The sequence below is a fragment of the Pseudomonas salicis genome, from assembly GCF_057128705.1.
On the sequence record NZ_JBSKHU010000001.1, the window covers coordinates 202,040 to 219,129 of the forward strand.

17 protein-coding genes are annotated in these 17,090 nt (G+C 60.5%); 7 read left to right on the forward strand and 10 right to left on the reverse strand.

Annotation, left to right across the window (positions count from 1 at the left end; genetic code table 11):
• Window positions 1-39: 39 nt before the first annotated feature.
• On the forward strand, window positions 40-771 hold the full coding sequence (locus ACWKWE_RS00970; protein WP_483849314.1) for a class II aldolase and adducin N-terminal domain-containing protein: 732 nt from the start codon (window positions 40-42) through the stop codon (window positions 769-771).
• A gap of 79 nt (window positions 772-850) precedes the next feature.
• Here ACWKWE_RS00970 and ACWKWE_RS00975 read toward each other — a convergent pair whose 3' ends face one another.
• The 7 genes from ACWKWE_RS00975 to ACWKWE_RS01005 form a co-directional block, all read right to left on the reverse strand.
• The gene (locus ACWKWE_RS00975) at window positions 851-1,162 is read right to left on the reverse strand and encodes a YkgJ family cysteine cluster protein (RefSeq protein WP_483849315.1); all 312 of its coding nucleotides are present in this window, start codon (window positions 1,160-1,162) and stop codon (window positions 851-853) included.
• Window positions 1,163-1,248: 86 nt separating this feature from the next.
• The gene (locus ACWKWE_RS00980) at window positions 1,249-2,274 is read right to left on the reverse strand and encodes a hypothetical protein (protein WP_483849316.1); all 1,026 of its coding nucleotides are present in this window, start codon (window positions 2,272-2,274) and stop codon (window positions 1,249-1,251) included.
• 10 nt (window positions 2,275-2,284) lie between these two features.
• On the reverse strand, window positions 2,285-2,863 hold the full coding sequence (locus tag ACWKWE_RS00985) for a hypothetical protein (RefSeq protein ID WP_483849317.1): 579 nt from the start codon (window positions 2,861-2,863) through the stop codon (window positions 2,285-2,287).
• A 48-nt stretch (window positions 2,864-2,911) separates the two neighbouring features.
• Window positions 2,912-4,435: a hypothetical protein gene (locus tag ACWKWE_RS00990; RefSeq protein WP_483849318.1), complete on the reverse strand. Its 1,524-nt coding sequence runs from the start codon at window positions 4,433-4,435 to the stop codon at window positions 2,912-2,914.
• The gene (locus tag ACWKWE_RS00995) at window positions 4,432-5,502 is read right to left on the reverse strand and encodes a helix-turn-helix transcriptional regulator (RefSeq protein WP_483849319.1); all 1,071 of its coding nucleotides are present in this window, start codon (window positions 5,500-5,502) and stop codon (window positions 4,432-4,434) included. The genes ACWKWE_RS00990 and ACWKWE_RS00995 overlap by 4 nt, the downstream gene beginning before the upstream one ends.
• 130 nt (window positions 5,503-5,632) lie before the next feature.
• Window positions 5,633-5,767 carry a hypothetical protein gene (locus ACWKWE_RS01000; protein WP_483849320.1) on the reverse strand — a complete coding sequence of 45 codons (135 nt, stop codon included), beginning with the start codon at window positions 5,765-5,767 and terminating at the stop codon, window positions 5,633-5,635.
• A gap of 151 nt (window positions 5,768-5,918) precedes the next feature.
• Window positions 5,919-6,335, reverse strand: a complete 417-nt coding sequence (locus ACWKWE_RS01005; RefSeq protein ID WP_483849321.1) for a hypothetical protein — start codon at window positions 6,333-6,335, stop codon at window positions 5,919-5,921.
• Window positions 6,336-6,410: 75 nt separating this feature from the next.
• Between ACWKWE_RS01005 and ACWKWE_RS01010 the strand changes: the two genes are divergently transcribed.
• Window positions 6,411-6,770, forward strand: coding sequence for a MerR family transcriptional regulator (locus tag ACWKWE_RS01010; RefSeq protein ID WP_483849322.1), 360 nt, complete (start codon window positions 6,411-6,413; stop codon window positions 6,768-6,770).
• Between the two features lie 427 nt (window positions 6,771-7,197).
• On the opposite strand, the gene ACWKWE_RS01015 is transcribed toward ACWKWE_RS01010, so the two are convergent.
• Together ACWKWE_RS01015 and ACWKWE_RS01020 are read right to left on the reverse strand one after the other, a co-directional pair.
• A complete protein-coding gene (locus tag ACWKWE_RS01015; RefSeq protein WP_483849323.1) occupies window positions 7,198-8,937 on the reverse strand; it encodes a dipeptidase in 1,740 nt (579 codons plus the stop codon).
• A 169-nt stretch (window positions 8,938-9,106) separates the two neighbouring features.
• Window positions 9,107-10,018 (reverse strand): LysR family transcriptional regulator, encoded by a 912-nt coding sequence (locus tag ACWKWE_RS01020; RefSeq protein WP_483849324.1) that lies wholly within the window; start codon window positions 10,016-10,018, stop codon window positions 9,107-9,109.
• 104 nt (window positions 10,019-10,122) lie between these two features.
• Between ACWKWE_RS01020 and ACWKWE_RS01025 the strand changes: the two genes are divergently transcribed.
• The 5 genes from ACWKWE_RS01025 (at window position 10,123) to ACWKWE_RS01045 (ending at window position 15,387) form a co-directional block, all read left to right on the forward strand.
• Window positions 10,123-10,587, forward strand: coding sequence for a MaoC family dehydratase (locus ACWKWE_RS01025; RefSeq protein ID WP_483849325.1), 465 nt, complete (start codon window positions 10,123-10,125; stop codon window positions 10,585-10,587).
• Between the two features lie 10 nt (window positions 10,588-10,597).
• The gene (locus ACWKWE_RS01030; protein ID WP_483849326.1) at window positions 10,598-11,740 is read left to right on the forward strand and encodes an acyl-CoA dehydrogenase family protein; all 1,143 of its coding nucleotides are present in this window, start codon (window positions 10,598-10,600) and stop codon (window positions 11,738-11,740) included.
• Window positions 11,741-11,749: 9 nt separating this feature from the next.
• Window positions 11,750-12,739: an acyl-CoA dehydrogenase family protein gene (locus ACWKWE_RS01035; RefSeq protein WP_483849327.1), complete on the forward strand. Its 990-nt coding sequence runs from the start codon at window positions 11,750-11,752 to the stop codon at window positions 12,737-12,739.
• Between the two features lie 70 nt (window positions 12,740-12,809).
• On the forward strand, window positions 12,810-14,126 hold the full coding sequence (locus ACWKWE_RS01040; RefSeq protein WP_166595441.1) for an MFS transporter: 1,317 nt from the start codon (window positions 12,810-12,812) through the stop codon (window positions 14,124-14,126).
• 19 nt (window positions 14,127-14,145) lie between these two features.
• Window positions 14,146-15,387 (forward strand): CaiB/BaiF CoA transferase family protein, encoded by a 1,242-nt coding sequence (locus ACWKWE_RS01045; RefSeq protein ID WP_483849328.1) that lies wholly within the window; start codon window positions 14,146-14,148, stop codon window positions 15,385-15,387.
• A 10-nt stretch (window positions 15,388-15,397) separates the two neighbouring features.
• Here ACWKWE_RS01045 and proP read toward each other — a convergent pair whose 3' ends face one another.
• Window positions 15,398-16,903: a glycine betaine/L-proline transporter ProP gene (gene proP, locus ACWKWE_RS01050; protein ID WP_166595443.1), complete on the reverse strand. Its 1,506-nt coding sequence runs from the start codon at window positions 16,901-16,903 to the stop codon at window positions 15,398-15,400.
• Window positions 16,904-17,090: the final 187 nt, after the last annotated feature.

The window sequence follows — 17,090 nt, forward strand, 5'->3', positions numbered from 1 at the left end:
CATCCTTTGATGCGGCCACGCCCTGTGGAGACCTGATTCATGGCGTTATCACTCGAAGAGCAGGCGCGCATCGACCTGGCCGCGACCTTTCGCATCGTCGCCCACTTGGGCATGCACGAAGCGGTCGCCAACCATTTCAGCGCCGCCGTCTCGGCCGATGGCAAGCAATTCCTGATCAACCCGAAGTGGAAACACTTCTCCCGCATTCGCGCCAGCGACCTGTTGCTGCTGAACGCCGATGACCCCGCCAGCGCCGAGCATCCCGACGTCGATTCGACCGCGTGGTCGATCCACGGACAGATTCACCAGCGCCTGCCGGAAGCCCGCGCGGTGCTGCATCTGCACCCGGTCTACACCACCGCCGTGGCCTGTCTGGCCAAACCTCAAGTGCTGCCGATCGACCAGAACACCGCCCGCTATTTCAACCGCATCGCCGTGGACGACATGTACGGCGGCATGGCCGACACCGAAGCCGAAGGCGCGCGCCTCGCCGGTCTGCTCGACGGCAAACGCCGCCTGCTGATGGGTAACCACGGCGTCATGGTCATCGCCCCGAACATCGGAGAAGCATTCGACGATATCTGGACCCTGGAGCGCGCCTGCCAGATCTACGTGACTGCTCTGTCCACCGGCCAGCCGTTGCGGGTGCTGTCGGATGACGTGGCGGAAAAGACGGCGAAAGGCTGGGAGAAAATCACCGATTTTTCTCGGCGGCATTTTGAAGAGATGAAAGCGCTGATGATTGAGATGGATGGGTCGTTGGTCGATTGAGTGGGAGAGCCGAGCGTTGTACCGCCAGATGATTCTGCCTCATCCGTCTGCAAGCCGTGCTGCTATAGAAGGTGAGGGGTCATTCGCTGCTTTTCCAGAGCAAAACCTGTTGTGCTTCCTGCTGCAAGTGGGCGCACACGGCTGTATTGAGGGTCACGAAATCGTCCCAGCTGTAGTGCTGGGCGAAGCGTTGTTTGTATTGCCGATCAACTCGGCAGATGTCCGGGCGTTCGTCATAGACGCCGCAGTTTTTTTGCGCGACATCGTAGTGCCTGCAGATGCCGTCTCCGCGATCCAGATAGCGTGTCTCGTCGGAATGATGGACACGCTGACAGCACAGACCGCATTGGTTGCACGGGAAGGGCGAAGGCAACGAACCTGCGGTAGACATCAAACCCTCGACACCTTCGGACGAATGAGAGGAATCAGGCGTACCCCTGCGTCAGCAAGGGCACGTCTGTTGACAATGGAACCGGCTCAGGCAGCCGGCGTGTCGAGTCCCGGTTTGCTGCCACTGGCGACCGCGGCAACGTCCTTGATGCGTTTTTCCGTGGCAAGTACCAGGTTACCGGCCTCATCAAGGATGGCAGTGTCGATCATGGCTTTGATCAACTGGGCGAATTTGACCGAACCGAACACGACATTTTTACTCTCGTCGGAAAACTCTCGGTAATCAGTGCCTTCTTTTTCAATCACGGTTTTCAGCGCTCCAACGGCACGACGCAGCTGCGAGCTGACCTTGGAGAACGTGGTGTTGGCCAGGCTCGTGACTGTTTCGATGGCCGACAGTTTGTCAGCCATCAGTTTGGCTTCGGCGCTGATAGTGCGCGCCTGTTCCATGTTGCTGCGGGCTTTGTTCAGGGCTTCTTCACCCTTGTTACCCAGCACGTGGCCGAAGATCGCCAGTGCCGGTCCTGCGACGACCCCGCCGAGCACCATCATGCCACCTGCCATGCCATACCCCCCGGCCGCCAGCGAGCCACCGCCCAGCCAGGCCAGTGTGGCGTTGGTCGCGGCAACCCCGCCTAGCGAAGAGATCGCCGTGCCAGTACTCGCGGTGGCCAGCAGCATCGTGCCGTTATAGGCACCGAAAGCGAGGGCCGCGCCACCACCCAGACCGGCGCCCAGGCCCAGCCCGGCATCCTGCAAGGCTTTGTAGTCCTGGCGCAGGCCGGTCAGCGTCTTGTTGGTGAAGTCACCTGCGTTGAGTTTGTCCAGCTCGGGGCTTTGAGACAGCTCGACGTTCTTGATGCGCTCGAAGGTTGTAATGAAGTCCGCCACTACGCCATTGAACGCGCGCAGTTTGCGTTGGCCGTAGTCTTCGAGGGTGGCGTTGGTCTTGATCCGCTGTGTTTCCACATCTGCGTTGGCGGTGTTGACCTTAGAGCGCGCATCGTTGTTCAGGTCGCTCGCGTTGCTGTGGTCCAGGGCGCCACCGACGCCTTTGACTGCACCGTAGATACCCGCGATGGCGGCGGCGCCGATAATCAGAGGAAGAGGCATGATGAATTCCTTACTCAAGCACGATTGAAAGGGTTTTGCTGACTTCCTGGTTCAGCACTTCCGCGCGTTCCAGCAGGTCATCGAAAATGAAGTCTTCAAGGCGATGGTGCCGCTGGAATTCTTTCAGCAGCGCCCACTCGATGCTGGAAATATGCCCATCGCGCAGGGCCACCAGAATCAGCTCGAACAGCATGACCTTGGGCACGGATGGCTGGTCGAACTTCTTGTCCAGCAGCAGATCCTTGAGCACGCTGGTCGCGGCCTCGGCGCGGAACTCCGGGCGCTCGGCCTTCGCGAGCGGGAATCGCTTGATCGCATCGAGTAACTGCGCCTCTACCTCGATGGATTCCAGCAATGTCCACGATGAAAAGGTCGAGGTCGCCGAAATACCGGCCGATTGTTCGAGGTCGGCGATCAGCTCGCGCTCCTGTTCACCTTCCTGAATCGACAGTGCATTGAGGTTGGTCGAGGACGTAATGTCAGCCGACGGCTTGCCGTCCCACAGCAGTGGCTTGTCAGACAGCGCCAACAGTTTGGCCAGGCTGACCAGGTGTTTTTTGTCCGGATCGGACAGCAGTTTGATGAGCATGAAACGGTATGTCCTTTTTCCTGGGGGTGTTCAAAGTGGCGGGATGGTCTAGAGCACCAGCGGGCCGTCGGTGTCCATGAAGTCGTCGAATTCGGTGCGTGTCTTGAATTGCAGTGTGGTGCCCAGCAGCGTCGCGTAGTCGTTGATGGCGCTGGCGACGTCGTTGGCGGTGGTATTGCCGTTGCCATTCACTACGGCGAACAGGTGCTGTGTTTCTTTTCGCAGTTGGGGTATTTCGCGGCGTGTGAACGCGTCCAGTGCGGCTTGTTCTTCCGCGATGCGATCCCGGGCAGCGGCTTCGATCAGGCGGGTACGTGCCAGCTGTTCGCGGGACAATTCCGCGCCGCGGGCGGCGTCCAGCGCACATTGGTAGAACAGGGAGGAGAGCGTGTAGCCGATCATCCCGCCGACGGCGGCTCCCAAGAAAGGGATCGGGATCAGCACTTGGCCGACCGCCGCCATCATGCTGCTGGCGAGCATGCCTGAACCCTTTTCGCCGATTTCGCTGAGCAATTGCGATTCACTGATGTCGCCGGTGACGTAACGCTTGATAGAGGTGGCAAGCGACAGGCAGACATTCACTGCCATCGCTGGCGCGTTGGTGCCCGCCAGATTGCGCAAGGTCTGATTGCCCGATTGCTGCATCCCGCCTTTGATCGCGGCGCCAACAGCGGCAGTGGTGTAACCGAGTGCGGCGGCCTTGGCGGTGTCGGTGGCGACGGCAATGGCGGCGTCGCCCAGATCTTGTTTGCCCTGCGCTGTTGTGAGTACATTTTGCAGCAACGAAATGCTGCCACCGATGATTGCGCCATATTTGGCGCCCTCGACGCCTGCGCGGTGGCTGGTGTAGGCGATGTCTTTGAGGGTTTCACGCAGCGGGTTTTCCGCGAATGCGATCGCTTCTTCAGTGCTCAGGCCCAGATCAACAATGTCCTGATCGGCCAGCTGATCGAATCTGTCGGCACGTTCGCGAAATTTTTGTGCCAACTCGGGCTTGCCTTTAGCCTCCGCCACCAAAGCACGCTTTCTCAAACCGGTTGAGCGTTCATGGCAGTAGGTTTTCGCGTCATCGACCTGTTCGGACGGCAGTTCAAGTTTCTTGCCAAAGTATTTGCTGTATTTGTGATCTTCGTGGCTGACCTGATTGGTAACCTGATTTCCGTTTGCTTCGATCTTAGTCTGGGCTTCGTAAATGATCTTGCCTTTCTCATCGACACGAACGCGGTCCACAGCCTCCCTGTAGCGTTTCTCGCTGTCGATTCCGTAATGCTTCAAATCATCGCTGCGATAAGTGCGTTGGCTGGATTTGTTGATAATGGCTTCCGCGTTCTCGCGGCCAGTGCTGACCACTTCACCGGCCCATCCTGCCCGCTGCTTGACGCCAGTTTTTTCCAGACTGATTCCTTTCAAGCCTTTACTGAGGGTTTTCCCGACCTGGTTATCAACCCCTGTGAAGCTCTTCACGGATTCAGCAGCGGCGCTCCCGAAGCGATCAACTAATTCGGACTGCCCCAGGGCGATGGCTGCATCGATGCTTTCTTTGTAGGTGTCATTAAGGTCGCGAGGCTTCATGGCATTTCCTGATGGGCAGAGGCGCGGATGACGGGAGTTGTGAGGTCGGATCGAGGCAATGTGTACAACGCGTGGGCGTCGGCGAGCCGGGCCTTGATCGCCTCGACCCAGTGCGGCGGCTGATGCAGCCGGGCGTTTTCACCCAGGCCGAACAGCCACCATTGCGTTTCCTGATCGTCCTGAACGGTAGCGTGCACCCGTTGCCAGTCGCTGCCAGGGATGGGTTCCAGACGTTGATCCATTGACAGGGGCGTTTCGTTCAGCAGCCAGGCGATTTGTGGCGAGACGTCGGCGACCAGTGCGCAACGTCCTGTTGGGCCTGAACTGTTGAAGCCGCCGCCTTGCAGATAATCATCGATCACGAAGTCGGGGAACGCGCGCGCCGGTGCTTCAAGGCAGGTGGCTTGCTGGATGCGGTGCAAGGCGAACTGGCGTGGGTCGTCATAGCCGTCCACCACCGCGATCAGATAGCTGATGGATTGGCGCGAGACCATTCCCGTGGGGTGCAGTCGCAGTGACTTGGGCTGACCCTTGCTACGGCTCAGGTAAACGAGATCCAGCTGACGCCGGTCGAGCAGCGCGCCCGCCACCACTGACCAGATAGCCGTGTCCACTTCGGCAGGTTGCAGCGTCTTGCCATTGGGCAGTGCACGGACGCAATCAACCCAGTGGGCGAGTGGGTTGTGCTGCAAGCCCTGAAGCTGCCGGCGAGCCAGATCAAAATGCGGCGTCAGGAGCTTCACCACACTCGGCGGTAGCAAACGGTCCAGATGACCCTGTGCCAGAACGAACGCCAGCGCGGTGGGGGTATCCAGCGCAGGAAATTCCAGGTGCGGCGTGTCCTTGGGAAAGCTCCAGCGATAGGGTTTGCGGCTCTCATCACACAACAGCGGAAAGTCCAGCGCCAGTCGACCAGCCAGATCACGCTGCAGCGTCCGAGGGTCGAAGTCGAAGCGTTCTTCCTTGAGCCGCGCCTGTAATTCCGTCGTGGAAATACTTTTCGGTGCGCGGGGGATCAGCCGCAAAAGGGCCAGGTGTCGGAACAATCGGTCTTTTGGATCTGACATGGAAGGCGTTCGATCAATCACTGATGATGTTGGTTCGCTGACGTCATAGACTTGGCGAACATTCCGTTGGTGGCTTTTTAACACTATCGGTTAGAAGTCGCCAATACCCAAAACGTTTGATATGAAAATGTCAGGCACTCGTCTGACGGTCGTTGCGCCAACGTTCACGCTCCAGTTCCTTTTTCAGGTCATCGACTGTTCGACTTTTTTTCATCAGCAGTGCGCCGACGGCCAGCCCTATGGCGAAGCAGGTCAGTTCTTTCATTCAAATGTCCTCGCAGGAATTAGATGGAGCGGATGCTGGGGCAGGGGTGCGACAACCTGTGTCGCTGTTTAAAAATTTTCGTAGGCGCCGACGAAAAACTTGTGCTGAGTGAATCGGAGGTAAGCCGTTGGCGTGTTTGAGCCGGTTTATCCTATGTTTCGTTCGAGGCTTTGCTCCCTCGCACCGGCCAGCTCTGAGCAATCCCGAACGCGACCTCGAACACGGTGAAGCCCAGCAGCAGAAAGCTCGCCCCATGGGCCACGGCATACAGTTGCCACAGGGCGAACAACCCACGGGCCAGCGCATCGTAGAGGCCCACGATTCGGCTGGCATGTCTCAAGCGCCACAGGGACCAGACCACCACCACGCTGCCGAGTAGGTTGGCGAGCAGCATGGCCGTGACGTCCAGCGTCGGTATTGGGCGATCCAGTCTCAGCGTGTCGGACATTTTCGCAAACCCCTCGAACACCCTCGCCGCCGTCCAGGGCGTCATGAAGCCTGCCGTCACCACCAAGTCATATCCGGCGCTGGCCCGGACGATCTGTTTATTGCGCTTTACGCTGACCATCGTCATCCCTCACAGTTTGAGCCCGCAGGCTAAAGCCTGGTCCTAAGTCCAGAGTCAATACGGGCGTCGAGCATCATGAGAATTGGCGAAGTGGCAGCGCTCACCGGGGTCTCGGTGGATGCGTTGCGGTTTTACGAAGAGAAGCAGTTGATCAAGCCGCAACGGACGGCCAACGGTTATCGGCTGTACCCCGAGCAGACCGTGCAGTTGGTGGGGTATATCAAGCTGGCGCAGCAGTTGGGGTTTTCACTGGCAGAGATTGGTGAAAATTTGCCGCTCTTGTGGAACAGCGAGGCGGTGTCGGCGCCGGTGCTGGCGCAGCTGTTCGCCGAAAAGATCGCAGCGTTGGACGCGAGGATCGCGCAGATGAGCGTGTTGCGCGGGTTGTTGGTGGAACGGGCAGGGCAGGTGTGTCCGTTGTTGGCGCCGAACTGAGAGGGTTTTTCGGCACGCCGCAGATCCCTGTGGGAGCGAATTTATTCGCGAAAGGATTTGGCAAGCGACACATCCGGGTCGGATGTACCGTCTTCGCGAATGAATTCGCTCCCACAGGGTGATGTGGATTGCCAGGATTTTGTGACTGAACCGATGACTTTTTAGCGGCACGGTGTGCTGCAGGGTGTGGATCATTCAAAGGGCTTCGGCACGCTACCATTCCCTGTGGGAGCGAATTCATTCGCGAAAGGATTTGGCAAGTGACACATCCGGGGCGGATCTACCGCCTTCGTGAATGAATACGCCCCTACAGGGTCATGTGGATTGCCAGAATTTCGTGACCGACGCCATGCCTCTGTAGCGGCACGGCTTGCCGGCGGTGGCGCACTCAAGATCGCTGCCGCCGGCAAACAGGACGTTTACGGAATCACAACTTCGGCAATTGCCCGATCCGTCCAAACATCTCGGTCACGATCTGCAAGTCCCACAAAAACTGCTCGGTGGTCTTGAACTCGCTGTCGGTGTGGCCGGTGTATTTGACGTCGGGGCGGGCCAGGCCGAATTGCACGCCGTTGGGCAGTTCGTGGACCGAGGTCGCGCCCGCCGACGTGCCAAATGTATGCGCCATGTTCAGGTTTTCACTGGCCACGGTCAGCAGCGCTTTGACCCATTCACCTTCCGGATTGCGGTACATCGGCTCGGCAATCGACACGTCGAACGCCGGAGTGATGTGCGCTTTCTCGGTCCAGGCATCGAGCTTTTTACCGATCTCGGCCTTGAGGCTTTCCGGCGACTTGCCCTTCGGCACGCGCAGGTTGACCGCCAGTTTGAACGCTTTGTCGTCCTGCGCCACGTAGGTCAGCGAAGCCGTCAGCGGGCCCATGAAGGCATCCGAAAAACCAATGTCCAACTTCTCGCCCAGATAACCGAGCCCCCAGTTGTCCGTCGCATAACGGGCCGCGTCGGTGATCGCGTTGTGTTTGAGCGCGACCTTGCCGTCGAGGCTGTTGAGGAAACCCAGCATCCGCGCCACCGGATTCACACCCGATTCCGGCTCGGAGGAATGCGCCGACACGCCGGTCACGGTCAGGCTGACACCCTTGCCCTCGACCTTGGTATTGATGTCGAAATTGCCGCCGTTGTGCTGCACGTAATCGATCCCGGCTTTTTGCAGGTCAGCCGCCAGCGCTTCGGGTGTGTCGGTGACGAAGGTGGCCACCGAACGCGACGGAATCTGGTTCGTCGCCATGCCGCCGGTCATCGACGTCACCTCGGCGCCTTGACCTTCAGCGGCACGGCGAGGAAAGGTCGCCATGACCGTCCCGTAACCTTTCTCGGCGATCACCACCGGGTAGCTGCCGTCCAGCGCGAGGTTGTATTCCGGCACCGGGTTGCGCTCGAAATAATAGGGAATCGCGTCGCCTGCGGTTTCTTCCGTGGTGTCCACCAGCAGCTTGAACGTGCGGGCCAGCGGCAGCTTTTCTTCCTTGATAATCTTCATCGCGTACAGCGCCACGACGATGCCGTTCTTGTCATCCTCGGTGCCTCGGCCGTACATGCGGTCGCCGATCAGCGTGACCTTGAACGGGTCGAGGTGCGTGCCGTCTTCCAGTACCCAGTTCTCCGGCGTTACCGGCACCACGTCGGCGTGGGCGTGAATGCCGACCACGTCCTTGCCCGCGCCTTCGAGGGAAATCTCGTAGACCCGGTTGTCGATGTTGCGGAAATTCAGGTGGAAGGATTCGGCGAGGCTTTTGATCTTCGCCGCGATCTCGATGAACGCGGGGTTCTCGTGCTGTGGTACGCCGTCCTGGCGAACGGTGGGGATCGCCACCAGCTCACGCAACGTCTCGGTGGCCGCCGCGCCGTATTTAACGCGGGCGTACAGGCCGAGCAAACGGTGGATCTCGTTCTGCTGCTCAGCGGTCAGGGGTTTGTTGGCGAGAAATCCAGTGATGGCGGGCGTAAGTGTGTCGGTTTTTGCGAGGTCGCTCTTGCCGACACGGTCGAGGAACTGCCTGAAATCCTTGACCGATGCATCGTTGAACGAAGAGAGAATCGCGGTGCCCTGTTGAGCGGTGAGATTGGCAAGTGCGCCAGGGCTGAATGACGAAAAGCTCGCCAGCACCAACGTGGCTGCAGCCAGGTGCTTGAGGGAAACATTCATGAGGTAAGGCATTCCTTTGCAGGCAGTCTTGAGAGATTCCTGATCGTTCGATCAGAACGGCCTGCACGCTAACATCGCGGGGCGGGAGGGGAAACCTTTGTTAAAGGATGTGTCGCGAGGACGAGGGGAAGTGGCGCAGATTTGAAAACCGAGTGCCAGTAGCGAACCCCTAAACGCCTTGCGGGGCCTCTTTGCCCATGACCTCCAGACAGGTTCGCCGGAACGCCAGTGCGATCCGCGTTTCGGTCTGTGCATTGAAGATCAATGACAGGCCAATATCGGGTCCCAGATTCGCGTCGGTGAGGCCCAAGAAGTACGCGCCGTCCACGCTTCGGCGCCCATGAAGAGAAGGCACCAGCGCTACGCCCAGCCCTGCAGCGACCAGACTGATCGTCGCTTGAATCTGGGTGGTTTCCTGCACGACCCTCGGCAGAAATCCCGCTGCCTGGCAGGCGCTGCTCACGGCGTAATGCAAGCCGGTGGCTTCTTCCCGGGAATACGACACGAACGCCGCATCACGCAATTCGGCCAACGCCACCTGATCCCGAGCGGCGAGTTCGTGACTGGCGGGGACCACGGCGATCAGACGATCGGCTTCCAGCAATTCGCTGGACACGTGATAGCGGTCGATGATCGGCGACCGGACCAGACCGATGTCGAGCACGCCGCGTTTCACTTCTTCGACGATGCGATTGGACGGGTAGTCCCGCAGCACCAACTCGACGCCGGGGTAGCGCTCGCGGAAGTCTGGAAGAATGCGCGGGATGAGCGACAGGGTTGCCGAACCCACGCACCCGACGGTGAGCAGTCCGCGTACCCCGTCCACCGTTTCTCGGGCGTGACGCTGAGCCTGATCGAGATGAAACAGCGCCTTGCGCACGTCCTCCAGCGCCGCGACGCCCGCTTCGGTCAGCCTGACGTGTCGGGTCGAGCGCTCGAACAGCGCGGTGCCAAAGCTTTCTTCCAGCTTGCGGATGGCCACGGAGAGCGGTGGTTGAGAGATGTGCAGCAGCTCGGCGGCCCTGCGGAAATTAAGGGTTTCTGCGAGCACAACAAACTGACGCAGCTGACGGATATCCATATTGATACCGATTCACTATCAATTGACTGGAAAACAATATTAGAAAAGGAAAGGGTGCATCGCTAGTCTCGTTTCTCAATAAAAACGACATCGAGACGCCACTCATGCATGACGACATACCGTTGCTTGGCCAAGGTCCGTTCTGGCAGGAACTGGACAAGGGCCAACGTTTCCGAACCTTCCGCCGCACGCTGACCGAAGCCGATCTGGTGCATTTCATCGGCGTCACGGGCCAGACCGAAGTGATCTTCATCGACGCCGAATACCCTGGCGCCATCAAAGGCGGGCGGCCGGTTCCTTCTGCGCTCACCTACAGCCTGATCGAAGGCATTCTCATGCAGACGCTGTTGCAGAACGTCGGCCTGGCCCTGCTGGAAGTCCAGCAGGTGATCAAGGCACCGGTGCTGGTAGGCGACAGCGTGCATGCCGTAGTGGAGATCACTGATATTCGCCCGACGTCCAAATTACAACGGGCAGTGGTCACGCAGCAGGTCACGGTGATCAACCAGCATGCCGTGGTGGTGATGGAGTATTCGGTCAAGCGCCTGCTAGCCGGTCGCCCGGACTGAGGAATCAGCGATGCTCGAACCTTTGGATTATTGCGCCGAACCTTCCGTTCACGAGCCGCTGCGGCAAGACGTGCGGCGTTTTTTGCTGGACCGCATGGCGGCGTACCCGACCGATCAGCGCGCTCGCACGTGGCAGGGCTTCGATGCCGATTTCAGTCGCGCACTGGCCGCCCGAGGCTGGGTGGGGCTGACGCTGCCCATCGCCTACGGCGGTGCCGAACTGGATGCCTTCGCGCGCTTCGTCGTGGTCGAAGAATTGTTGTGCGCGGGTGCGCCGGTCGCCGCCCATTGGATCGCCGACCGCCAGAGCGGACCGTTGATCGTGCGCTACGGGACCGAGGCGCAGAAAGCGTTTTACCTGCCGCGCATCTGCCAGGGACAGGCGTTCTTCTGTATCGGGATGAGCGAGCCTGGGGCCGGGTCCGACCTCGCCAGCGTGCGCAGCCGTGCCCAGCCGGATGGCGAGGGTTGGCGGCTCAGCGGCCAGAAGATCTGGACCACCTACGCCCAGCACAGCGATTTCATGATCGCCCTGGTGCGCACCTCTGGAACGCCTGAGGATCGCCATCGGGGTTTGTCCCAAGTGATCATTGACCTGACGTTGCCCGGCATCGATATCCGACCGATTCGTGACCTCACGGGCAGTTCGCACTTCGCCGAAGTGTTCTTCAACGATGTACATCTGTCGGCCGACGCGTTGATCGGGGCCGAAGGGCAGGGTTGGGAGCAAGTGACGGCGGAACTCGCATTCGAGCGCAGCGGGCCGGAGCGGCTGTATTCCAGTCTGGTGTTGCTGGACGCGTGGCTGGCCTGGCTGCGGGAGCGGGGCAGGCGAGAAGACGCGGTTTTATTGGGGCGTTTTGTCGCCGAACTCACGACCCTGCGGGGTTTGTCTCTGGCGGTCACCGGGCGTCTCGCGGCGGGGCATAGCCCGGTGATCGAGGCCGCGCTGGTCAAGGACTTAGGCACCAGCTTCGAACAGTCGGTGCCGCTGTTGATTGCCGACGCCATCGGTGCCGACACCCAACCCCCACCCGCGTTGCTCAGGCGCACGCTGGATTATTTATGCCAGGTGGCTCCCGCGTTTTCACTGCGCGGCGGCACTCGGGAAATCTTGCGCGGCGTGATCGCGCGCGGCCTGGATTTGCGTTAGGAGCTTGACATGAGTATCGATCGTTTTATCACCGATACCTTCGGCGAGTGGCTGGAGGCAACGTTCGACGGCCAGCGGGTACGAGGCATCGAGCAGGGGCAGGGCACTGAAACCGGTTGGCAAGCGGTGCTCGACAGCGGCTTTGCCGACTTGATGGTCGCTGAATCCCAGGGCGGCGCGGGTGCCGGGCTGGAAACCGTCGCCGAAGTCCTGCAGACCTGCGGCCAGTGTGCCTTGCCGTTGCCCCTGCCCACCACGATGTGGGTGCGGGCGGCCTTGGCCGAGGAAGGGCATGACCTGCCAATGGGCGGCATTGCATTGGCCCGAGGGTATCGCCAAGGGCAATCCGTCAGCTGTCCCAATGTCGCCTTCGGTGACACGGCGGAATCGGCGCTGGTGCTGCTGGACGATGGCGCATGGGTGTTGCCGATCACGGATGCCGAGCGCTCCGGCTCGGGGCTCAGCGTCGACCTGCTGTGGACCTCATTCCCGACCGACGCCCGGAAGCTGGGAGGCGGGCATGACTGGGAGGCCATGGGTGCCGTGATCTTTGCTGCGTTGATCGCCGGTGCGGCCAGCCGTGTCCTGAAACTGTCCTTGGCGTACGCCGCTGAACGCACTCAATTCGGCAAGCCCATCGGGCGATTCCAGGCCGTTCAACAGCAGCTGTCGGTGCTGGCCGAGGAAGTGTATGCCGCGCGGATGGCCGTGCAGTTGGCTCTGCGGGGCAGCGGGTTGGCGGTCGATCCTGACCTGGCGGCGCTGGCCAAGGCGCGGGCGAGCCAGGCGGTGGTGACCCTTGGCGGGATCGGTCACATGGTCCACGGCGCCATCGGCATCACCGAAGAGTACGACCTGCAACTGTACACGCGACGCCTGCATGACTGGCGCCTGCAATTCGGCAGCGAGCGCTATTGGCAACAGCGTTTGGGGCAGCGCCTGCTCGACAGCGACCTGCCGATGCTCGACTTCATGCGCGCACTGACCGGGACCGGCTGACGATCTCGGTGCGCCGCTGCATCCGCTTTATGAAAGACGCCTGATAACAATCACAATTGAGGCTCATCACATGGCACATGACGCATCCACCGTGTTGAACGCGACGGGCGATACCGACGCTCCGTTGACCGTGGCGACCGCCTGGCGACCCATCGTCGCGGGCAGCATCGGCAACACCATCGAGTGGTTCGACTGGTCGATCTACACCGCCTTCGCGCTGTATTTCGGCCCACAGTTTTTTCCTTCCGACAATGAAACAGCGGCGTTGCTGGCCACGTTCGGGGTGTTCGCGGTGGGCTTTGGCATGCGTCCGGTCGGCGGGTTGCTGATCGGCCTGTTCAACGATCGGGTCGGGCGTCGTGCGGCACTTACGCTGACGATTTTGATGATGGCGCTGCCGTCATTGCTGATTGGACTGCTGCCCACCTACGCGAGCATCGGCATCGCGGCGCCGATTCTGATGGTGCTGGCGCGCATGGTGCAGGGGGTCTCGGTGGGCGGGGAATATGGCGCTGCGGCGACCTTTCTCGCTGAATCCGCACCGGCGGCCCGACGGGGTTTTTATTCGGGCTTCATGTTTTTCAGTATCGCGTTGGGGCTGTTGTTCGCTTCGGCATTGGCCTGGTTCCTGACGTCGGTATTGAGCAAGGAGCAGATGATTGATTACGGCTGGCGCATCCCGTTTCTGATCGGTTCCCTTGGCAGCTTCGTCGGGCTCTGGTTGCGTCGCTCAGTCGCGGAGCCAGAGGCTTTCCAACAACAGAAAAAACAGGGACACGTGGTGCGTCACCCACTGCGTACGCTGTGGCGTGAACACCCGCAGGCCCTTCGGCGCATGGTCGGCATCAGCCTGCTGGGGGCGTTCGCGTTCTACCTGTTCGTCAGCTACATCCCGGTGCATGCCATCCGCACCTCGGGCGCGGCGCCGACGGTGGCCTACGCCGCCAGCACCCTGGCACTGGCGATCTTCATGCTGTCGCAGCCGCTGTTCGGGCTCCTTTCCGACCGGATCGGCAGACGACCGCAATTGATCCTGTTTGCCCTCGGCTACCTGCTGTTGCTGTACCCGGTGGTGTCGATGATCAACGCGTCGTTCGTCACGATTCTCGCCGTGGAGCTGTTCGGGTTGCTGTTCTACGGCCTGTACTCCGCGATTGCCCCGGCAGTGAAAGCCGAGCTGTTCAGCACCGATGTCCGTGCCTTGGGGATTGGGCTGCCGTACAACCTGGTGGTGGCGATTTTCGGCGGCACCACCCCCTATTTGATGACTTGGCTGCAAAGCGTAGGGCATGGCGACTGGTTCCTGTTTTATGTCTCGGCGGCTGCACTGGTCAGCCTCGTCGCGTTCTGGCGCATGCCGGAAACCAAAGGCCAACGCCTGCGCTGAACTTTTCAAGGAAAACATGATGACTGATGCTTCGCTGTTTGCACCGGGTGCCCTTGATGGTTTGCGGGTACTCGATCTGTCCCGCGTGTTGGCGGGTCCGTGGACCACGCAAATCCTCGGCGACCTGGGCGCCGAGGTGATTAAGGTGGAAAACCCCGCTCGGGGCGACGACACCCGTGGCTGGGGCCCGCCCTTCCTGGAAAGTGGCGACAAGCCGTGGGATGCCGCTTATTACTTCTGCACCAATCGAAACAAGCAGGCCATCGCCGTGGATTTCGCGCAGCCTGAAGGCGCGCAGATCCTTCGCGATCTGGCCGCCAAGGCCGATATCGTCATCGAAAACTTCAAGGTCGGCACGCTCGCCCGGTACGGCCTGGATTATCAGAGCCTCAAGGTGCTCAACCCCCGGTTGATTTACTGTTCCATCACCGGGTTCGGTCAGACCGGACCGTATGCCCCTCGGGGCGGCTATGACTTTCTGGTGCAGGGCATGAGCGGGCTGATGAGCGTGATTGGTCGTCGCGATGACGAGCCCGGCGCGGGCCCCTTGAAAGTCGGCATACCGGCCAGCGATCTGTTTTGCGGTCTGTACGCGACGGTCTCGATTTTGGCCGCGGTGCATCACCGAACACGAACCGGGGAGGGTCAAGCGATCGATTGTGCATTGCTCGATTGCCAAGTGTCGTTGCTGGCGAATCAGGGCATGAATTACCTGGTCGGTGGGCAAGTACCCGGTCGATTGGGCAACGCTCATCCCAACGTCGTGCCGTATCGCGACTTTGCCGCCGCTGACGATTACATCCTGGTCGCATGCGGGGGCGACGGGCAATTTCAGGCGTTGTGCCAGCTACTCGAACGCCCCGATCTGGGGGAAGACCCCCGTTACCGCAACAACGCCGGGCGCAGTCAGCATCGCAAGGAGCTGGAACTGCAGTTGGCCCACAGCATCGCGACGTGGCCTGCGGCTGAACTGTTGGCTCGGATGGCCCAGAGCGGGGTGCCGGGTGGGCCGATCAACAGCGTGGCTCAGGCGCTCGCCGACCCGCACGTCCAGGCCCGCGACATGTTGCACACGATGCGTCGCGATGACGGTTCCGAGGTGACAGTGATCGGCTTTCCGGCGAAGCTTTCGGCCACACCGGCGAGTTATCGACGCGCCCCGCCTGGTTTCGCACGAGACACCCACGATGTGTTACGCCGGACGCTGGAGTTGGATGACCCAACCCTCGCGCGGCTGGCACGCGAGGGGGTCGTGGGCTAGCGGAGGGACTTTACTCGTTGATCCGCGGATGCTGCTGCACCAGCTCTTTACGCTTGGCTTCCAGCTCCGCGATCTGCTGATCGAGGTCTTCGATCTTCTGTTCGATGTTGTCGTGGTAGTCCTCCAGCAGCTCTTTGGCTTCTTCAAGGTTGGAGGCCGCCGGGGCTGCGCCGCGCAGGGGTTTGTTGGCGGTTTCTTTCATGGTCAGGCCGGTCACCAGACCGATCACCGCGACCACCATCAGGTAGTACGCCGGCATGTACAGGTTGTTGGTGGTTTCCACCAGCCAGGCGGCGAGGGTGGGGGTGACGCCCGCGATCAGCACCGAGACGTTGAACGCACTGGCCAGCGCGCTGTAACGGATGTGCGTGGGGAACATCGCGGGAAGGGTGGACGCCATCACGCCGATGAAGAAGTTGAGCACCACAGCAAGGATCAGTAATCCGGCGAAGATGAGGCCGATCTTGCCGCTGATGATCAACATGAACGCTGGAATCGCCAGGATGAACAGCGCGATGCTGCCGACGATGATAAAGGGCTTGCGGCCGATTTTGTCGCTGATGAAACCGATCAGGGGCTGCACGAACAGCATGCCGACCATGATCGCGATGATGATCAGCACGCCACGGTTTTCGCTGTAGTGCAGGTTGTGGGACAGGTAGCTCGGCATGTACGTCAGTAGCATGTAGTACGTAACGTTGGTCGCGACCACGATGCCGATGCAGGTCAACAGGCTGCGCCAGTGCTGGACGGCGACTTCCTTGAACGAGACTTTCGGGCCGTGGGACAGCCCCTCGCGATCACCCTGTTCGAGCTTCTCCACGTGCTGCTGGAACGCCGGGGTTTCTTCGAGGGCGTTTCGCAGGTACAGGCCGAGCATGCCCAGCGGCAGGGCGAGGAAGAACGGCAGGCGCCAGCCCCATTCCTGGAATTTGTCTTCGCCGATCACGGCGGAAATCATCACTACAATACCCGCGCCCAGCACGAAACCGGCGATGGAACCGAAGTCCAGCCAGCTGCCGAGGAAGCCGCGTTTGCGGTCCGGGGCGTACTCGGCAACGAAGATCGACGCGCCGGTGTATTCACCACCGACCGAGAAGCCCTGGGCCATTTTCGCCAGCAACAGCAGGATCGGCGCCCAGATGCCGATGGAGGCGTAGGAGGGGATCAGGCCGATGGCCGTGGTGCTGAGCGACATGATGACGATGGTCGCGGCAAGGACTTTCTGTCGGCCGTATTTGTCACCCAACGCGCCGAAAAACAGGCCACCCAGTGGACGAATCAGGAAGGGCACCGAGAAGGTCGCCAACGCGGCAACCATTTGCACGCCAGGGGAGGCGCCGGGGAAAAACACTTTGCCGAGCACGTAGGCGACGAAGCCGTACACGCCGAAGTCGAACCATTCCATGGCGTTACCGAGGGCGGCTGCGGTGATCGCCTTACGCATTTTCGCGTCGTCGACAATCGTGATGTCCTGCAGCCCAATCGGTTTGACTTTTTTCTTGCCTAATTTCATACGGGTCACTCAGTTGCGGAATCGGTCTAGCCTGCAGATGCCATCGTAGTGGTGGCACCGCTCTAACCGATCAGATACATGAGGACACGAAATAATTCAGCGGGGGGAGTGAATTCATTCGCCAAAAGGGGCCGTAAAGCCGATACATCCCTGTCGCCTGACCTGCCTTTCGCGAATGAATTCGCTC